This is a genomic window from Corallococcus caeni (assembly GCF_036245865.1).
In the GTDB taxonomy this organism is placed as follows: Bacteria; Myxococcota; Myxococcia; order Myxococcales; family Myxococcaceae; genus Corallococcus; species Corallococcus caeni.
The window spans coordinates 410,217-416,347 of the sequence record NZ_BTTW01000006.1; the positions used below are offsets into that span (position 1 = coordinate 410,217).

7 protein-coding genes are annotated in these 6,131 nt (G+C 70.8%); 2 read left to right on the forward strand and 5 right to left on the reverse strand.

Features of this window, described 5'->3' with window-relative positions:
• The first annotated feature begins 1 nt into the window (after position 1).
• A complete protein-coding gene (locus AABA78_RS26000) occupies positions 2 to 652 on the forward strand; it encodes a hypothetical protein (protein ID WP_338266790.1) in 651 nt (216 codons plus the stop codon).
• Positions 653 to 757: 105 nt separating this feature from the next.
• Complete coding sequence (locus AABA78_RS26005) at positions 758 to 1,048, forward strand: hypothetical protein (protein WP_338266791.1); 291 nt, start codon at positions 758 to 760, stop codon at positions 1,046 to 1,048.
• 21 nt (positions 1,049 to 1,069) lie between these two features.
• Here AABA78_RS26005 and AABA78_RS26010 read toward each other — a convergent pair whose 3' ends face one another.
• The 5 genes from AABA78_RS26010 to AABA78_RS26030 form a co-directional block, all read right to left on the reverse strand.
• Positions 1,070 to 2,098: an SHOCT-like domain-containing protein gene (locus AABA78_RS26010; protein ID WP_338266793.1), complete on the reverse strand. Its 1,029-nt coding sequence runs from the start codon at positions 2,096 to 2,098 to the stop codon at positions 1,070 to 1,072.
• Positions 2,099 to 2,103: 5 nt separating this feature from the next.
• On the reverse strand, positions 2,104 to 2,535 hold the full coding sequence (locus tag AABA78_RS26015) for a DUF2089 domain-containing protein (RefSeq protein WP_338266795.1): 432 nt from the start codon (positions 2,533 to 2,535) through the stop codon (positions 2,104 to 2,106).
• Between the two features lie 41 nt (positions 2,536 to 2,576).
• Positions 2,577 to 3,317 carry a YqjF family protein gene (locus AABA78_RS26020; RefSeq protein ID WP_338266796.1) on the reverse strand — a complete coding sequence of 247 codons (741 nt, stop codon included), beginning with the start codon at positions 3,315 to 3,317 and terminating at the stop codon, positions 2,577 to 2,579.
• An 84-nt stretch (positions 3,318 to 3,401) separates the two neighbouring features.
• Entirely contained in the window at positions 3,402 to 4,544 is a 1,143-nt protein-coding gene (locus AABA78_RS26025; RefSeq protein WP_338267213.1) for an acyltransferase family protein, read from the reverse strand.
• Positions 4,545 to 5,320: 776 nt separating this feature from the next.
• On the reverse strand, positions 5,321 to 6,124 hold the full coding sequence (locus tag AABA78_RS26030) for a hypothetical protein (RefSeq protein ID WP_338266798.1): 804 nt from the start codon (positions 6,122 to 6,124) through the stop codon (positions 5,321 to 5,323).
• Positions 6,125 to 6,131: the final 7 nt, after the last annotated feature.

A 6,131-nucleotide genomic window follows, 5' to 3' on the forward strand; every position in this document is an offset into this window, starting at 1 on the left:
CATGTCCTCTGCCCTCGCGCCCTTGTGGGCGCTCGTCCCTGGCCGTACCGGTGTCCCCCTGATGAAGGTGGGGGGCACGCCCGAGGCGCCGGGACCCCTGGAGTGGCCCGCCTGCGCCATGTGCGGCGGGCCGCTGCGCTTCCTCTTCCAACTGCCGCACGTCGAGGGACGGCTGGACCTGGCGCCGCACGCGTCGGTCCACGTCTTCCAGTGCGAGAACCCCGACACGGCCTGCTTCCGCTGGGACCCGGAGGAGGGCGCCAACGCGGCGGTGCCGGTGAAGGCCGGCACGCCGTCCGTGAGCGCGCCGCCGGGGCCGGTGAAGCCGTACGCCGAATGGACGCTCGGCTTCGAGCCCGCCACCGAGGACACCGAGGCTCTATCGGTGGACGTCAACGAGGCCACCGAGGAGCAGCTCAGGGCGCTGGACCGTGCCCAGGAGGAGGCGCCGGAGAGCAAGGTGGGCGGCGTGCCCGGGTGGCTCAACGGCGAGGCGACGCCGGAGTGCTGTGACGCGCCCATGCGCTTCGTCGCGCAGCTGGCCGCGATGCCGTTCGGCCTGGACTTCGGCGACAACGGCCGGGGCTACCTCTTCCGGTGCACCCGGGAGGACTGCGTGCGCCCCTTCCGCTTCCTCACCCAGGGGGCCTGAAGCGGCGTTGAGTGTCTGGCTTTGAATCTCGTCGTCCAGAGCCCCTATACGGCTTTGCCTCCGCCAGGATCTACTTCACTCGCACCAGTGCTTCCCGGGGGGCCAATGCGAGTGATTGCCTGGACGTTGATGGCCGTAGGGCTTTCGGTGGGCTGTGGCAGTGCCGAGCTGGAGGGCGACGGTCCGCCGGATGAAATCCAATCCACCGAGCAGGGGGTGTTTCCCTCCTGCCCGCCTGGGTATTCGACGGCCTTCGGCTACGAGTGCGAGATGTACGTCTGCACGAACAGCACCTATGGATGGGGGAACGTCCAGTACCTGTACTGCACGGATGGCAATGGCGTTCCCCACAACTGGGGTCCCACCGGTGTCGTGTATTGCACCGAGTGTTACTGATAGGGCGGTCGCCGCAAGGCCCTAACGCTGCATCGCCTTGAGCAGCTTCTGGGCGTCCTCCGCGCTGAGCTTGCCGGCTTCCACCAGGTCCAGCACGCGGCGCATCTCCTCGTCGGGGATGCCCCGTGGCTGCGGGGGCGGGGGCGGCGCGGGGGGCTGCGGGCGGTGGTGCGGGGGGCCGTGATGGGACCAGGACGGCGCGCCCCACGAGTTCGCCCACGCGTGGGCCCACTGGTTCGCGTGGCGCTCCGCGCGGCGCTGCCAGCGCTCCGCCTGACGCTGCCAGCGCAGCGAGTCCTCCTCCCAGCCCTCCGCCTCCTCCTGGCGCGAGCGGCCCGATTCGCGCACGCGCACCGAGCCCAGCTCTGTCTCCAAGAGGAGCGTCGTGGCCGCCTGGGGGTTGGACGGGTAGCGCGTCTGCGTGGAGCCCAGCGACGTATGGGCGGAGATGTTCAGGTCCAGCCCGGACACCAGGCGCAGCTCCACCGCGCCCACCTGCGTCCCGATGCGGTGCTCGCCCACGTCCAGCGCGTCCACGTCCAGCTTCACCGCGCCCGCGGCGGCGTGGACGTGGAAGGTCCCGCCCACGCGCTCTCCGATGATGCGGCCCGCGCCCGTGCGCAGGGTCAGCTTGCCGTGCACGTCGCGCAGGCTCGCCGTGCCCGCGTCGGTGTTCAGCTCCAGCTCGCAGTCCTTCAATCCCGCGATGCGAACGGCGCCCGCGTCCAGCTGGAGCTTCGCCTTCACGTCCGGCGGCACGAACAGCTCCGCCTGCCCGCCCTGGCGCCAGAACAGCGACAGGAAGCCCGCCTCGCGTGGCACCAGCTCCACCTTCGTCACCCGGCCGTGCTCCTGGATGCGCGCCTCCACCCGGCCGTGCGTCACCAGGTAGGGCTTCTCTCCCTCCGGCAGCGGCGACACGACGAGCGTGGCGGCGAGCGCGTGCAGCTCCAACTCCGCGTGCTGTCCCCACGGAATCGCGTGGCGCTGGGAACCGTCGCGCGAGGACGGCGAGGCGTCGGAGGACGGCGTGGCTTCAGGGTCCATCATGGTGGTTACTCCCGTGCCTTCTTGAGTCGTTGAGCGGCCTCGTCCGCGTCGATGAGCCCGGCCGCGAGGTCATCGAGGATCTGCGCCCGGCGCGGGGAGCCGCGCTCACGGGGAGGAGGCGGCGGCGGAGGAGCGGGCGGAGGTGGGGCCGCTCCGGGCGCATGGCCCAGGGCCTCCACCACGTCGTCCAGCCGCGACACCACCGTCGGATAGGAGAGGCCCAGGGCCTGCTCCACGTCCTTGATCTTCCCCCGGCACGCGATGAACACGCGCACGAACGCGAGCTGCTCCGGCGACAGCTGCTGCACCCAGCCAGTCGTGAAGCGCCCCTCCACCGCGGAAGCGCACCCGTCGCAGCGGACCCGTTCGATGACGGTGCCGCCTCCACAGACGGGGCAGCGGGTGGGCACGGGCCAGGTGGGCTTGGGAGTCGTCATGGGATTCAGAAAATCAATTTCGGTTTTGAGAATATTGATTTCTACGGGCTTGGCAAGGGCGGGAGTTCATTTCCTGGAAAGACGGACACTTCGGAGCCGGTGGCCACGAAGGCGGAGTGGGGCGGGCCCTGGAGGCACCCGGCGAAGGCGGGTCCGTAGAAGCGGGCGACGTCGCAGTCGAAGGCGGTCTCCTGGGCGCGCCAGACGCTCCATCGCGGGTGCTCCACGCGGTACTCGGCGCAGCCGCCGTCGCGCTGGGCGGTGTAGCCCCAGTAGTGCTCGGTGATGAACTCCTCCTGGGAGCCGGGCGCGCTCTGTGCCGGTGCGCCGAGCGTCCGCGCCGACAGCTGGTGCCAGCGGCCGTGGGACTTCCAGGCGTACTCGACGTGGCCGGGCGCGCCGGTGTCCGCGCCGTCCATCGTGACGGCGTGGCGCATGGGGCACGCGACGTAGGGCTCGTTGTAGAGCACGCGCGCCACGGTGGCGATGGCGAGCCGGGGCACGATTTCGCGCACGAACACCACGCCGCGCCGCCAGCCCTCGGGGCCCAGGCGGCGCACGTAGAAGCGCAGGTTCACCTCATCGAAGTCCCGGTGGAACGGCACCGCGAGTCCCCGCACGCGCGTGTCGAGGAAGCGGAAGCCGACCATGCTCGCGAACGTGCGGCCCTGCCACGCGTCGAGCTCCGTGCCCCGGGGGACGAGGGGCCGCAGCACCGCCGGATCCACCTCGTAGTTGAGCATCAGCAGGTACCGCCACGTCGCCGTCAGGAAGGGGCGCATGCGCGAGGTTTAACGCGCACGCGGCGTCCGGGCCCAGGGCATGCCCCGCGCGCGGCTTCTGTCGCGCAGAAGCGCGGGCGGCCTTCAGGAGACGGCGGGCTGCGGCTTGCTGGAGGCGAGCCTGCGCTCCAGCCGCTCCCGCAACTTCAGCATGGGCCGCTCGACCCCATGATGAAGCGCGAGCGAGGCGAGCAGCACCGCCACGCCGCCGCCCAGCACCGTGACGGCGTGGAACGCGTCCATGCCGTGGGGCTCCAGCGCGTCCCGCACCCCGTGCTGCACGGCCTTGTGCGTGAGGTAGACGGTGAAGCTCAGGACCGCGAAGGTCTTCACGCCCGGGATGCGGGCGCAGACGCGCGAGGCCGTGGGGCCCGCCAGCGCCATCAGCAGCGCCGCGAAGCCCAGCGAGACCAGGGGGAACGCCACCACGGTATAGAGGAGGTAGCGGTAATGCTCCTCGTTGAGGAAGAGCACGCCGCCCAGGCACGCAAGGCCCACGAAGGCCATCCCTCCGGCGCGAGCCCCCCGCGTCCAGCGCTCCCAGGCCTCGGGCCGGAACACGCGCAGGGCCGCGAGCAGCACGCCGCACGTCAGCCCGTCGAGCCGCGCGTACGTCGGGTAGTAGAGCAACCTGTCGTAGTCGCGCCACCCGGGCTCCCCTGGCCCGAGCGTGGAGAAGTGCTGCATCCACAGCCCGCCGCGCAGCAGCATGCCCCCGAGCATCACGGCCGCGGCGAGGACGAGGAGGGACGGCGCGCGCAGGCGTCCGCGCAGCGCGAGCACGGTGAGCGGCAGCACCAGGTAGAAGTGCTCCTCCACGCACAGCGACCACGCGTGGGAGAAGCCGTTGATGCTCAGGCCGAAGTTCTGCGTGAACGTGAGGAAGCGCCACGCGGGCGTCACCAGGGGCCGCTCGGCCCAGGCGGGCACGAAGAGGTACAGGGCCAGCACGACGAGGAACGACGGCAGGATGCGCAGCGAGCGCCGCAGGTAGAAGCGCTGGAGCGACGGCGTCTCACCGCGCGACACCGGCTCCAGGAGCTGCGAGCCGATGAGGAAGCCGCTGAGCACGAAGAACAGCTCCACGCCCGTCCAGCCGAAGTTGGCGAACACGTGGTAGGCCTCGTGCCCTTCGGGGCGCGGGTAGTGGAAGACGACGACGACGAGGATGGCCAGGCACCGGAGCAGGTCCAGGCCGGCGAGGTGACGCGGTTCGGTGGCGTTCAGCGGAGTCGGCTTTCAGCGGGGGGATGCGCCCGATGCTATTCCTCTGGTCGGATGAAGTCTGCCGGGCGGTCACGGACCTCCATGCGGCAAGGCTCGTGTCCTCCGGCCAAGACGGGGACGCGGGTGAATGAGGCCAACCGCCGGCACGTGCGCATCTGCTGGGCCTCCAGACCGCAGGCCTTCCACCGAGAGCCAGTGGACCTTCTACGGCTGGAAGATGGAGGCTGCTCCGTCATATTCGGGCCATCAGGCGCGTGTGGATGCCCGTCTTGGGGGGAGGCCCGATGCAGAGACTGACATGCCTACGAGGCACGAATGGGAGGGCGCCATGACGCGGGAGCCAGATGGCGATGAGGAGGGCCTGGTTCGACGCTGCGAGCGCGAACTCGCGGTCGCAGTCCGGAGCGTCCTTGAGGTCGGGCGTCCCAATGAGCGTTGGTCGCGCGTGGACTCTGTGGCCTTGGCATTGGAGTACCTCCTGCGTGTGCGCCTGTCCGAGTTTGAGGATGCCCGAGGCTTCGGAAGCCCCGACGGCCTCCTGGTGCGCCGACTTGAGGCCTCATCTCCTCGGTCGCTTGAGCTCAACGGCTGGGTCATCGAGGTGACAACCCAGAGGTGTGAGCCCTTCGAGGCCCAGATGGAGTTGACGGACGACGGAGCAGACGTCCACACCTACCGGCTCGCACTTATCGACGCTGGGAAGGGACTCCAGCGGTTCCCGGTCGACTCGCGCCAAGTACGCCTGGGAGAGCCTGCTGTGGAGGATTGGCTCCTCGTCATCTCTCGCGAGGCGTCGCTGCCCGCTTCCGCACGGCCCGGAACACCGTGCGCACCGACTGCGCGTCGGGCCAGAAGCCCCGGCCGGCGTACTTGAGCAGGCGCTCCGCGGTGATGCGCGGGCGGACCATGTGGACCACCCGGGTCCGCTGTCCAAGGAGGTCCGCCCAGGCGTACGGGCCCGCGTGCAGCAGTCGGCCGTCCAGGAGGAACTGGCAGATGCTCAGGTCCGTGAAGGCCAGCTGCTGGCCCACGGCGTCGCCGCTCCCGGTGAAGAGTGCCGGGATGTGCACGAGCTGGAGCAGGTGTCCTTCCGGCGAGTGCAGCTCCAGCGCGTACATCTCCCGGCCGTCCGGGAAGCGCCGCAGCCGCAGCCGCTCCTGGAGCGCGGCCTCCTCCGTGGGCGTGGCCTGCTTGCAGGGCGCGTGGTCGTCGCGGCCCTGGATGCGATCCCTCAGCCAGGGGCCCCACGCCGTGGCCACGTGCCTGCGGCAGGGCGTGTAGCCCGTGGACAGCATGTGCCTCGCGGTCCGCTCCAGCGCCTGGAACGAAGCGCAGAACAGGTCGTAGTCGCCGCCGGGGCGCGTGTCGTGGGTGAGCCAGCGCAGGAGGCGGCCTCCCAGCAGCCACGTGTCCTCGCCCAGCAGGTGGACGTGGGGCAGCTCCGGCAGGGCGAGGAGGCGCTGGACGTCGCGGAACGGCACCGGCGGCCGGTGTGCCAGGCCCTCCGCGCCGTCGCCCGGGACCGCGCCCAGCAGCGCGCGCAGGGACGCGTGCTGGGCCTGCGTGAAGTGTCGGGCCATGGGGCGG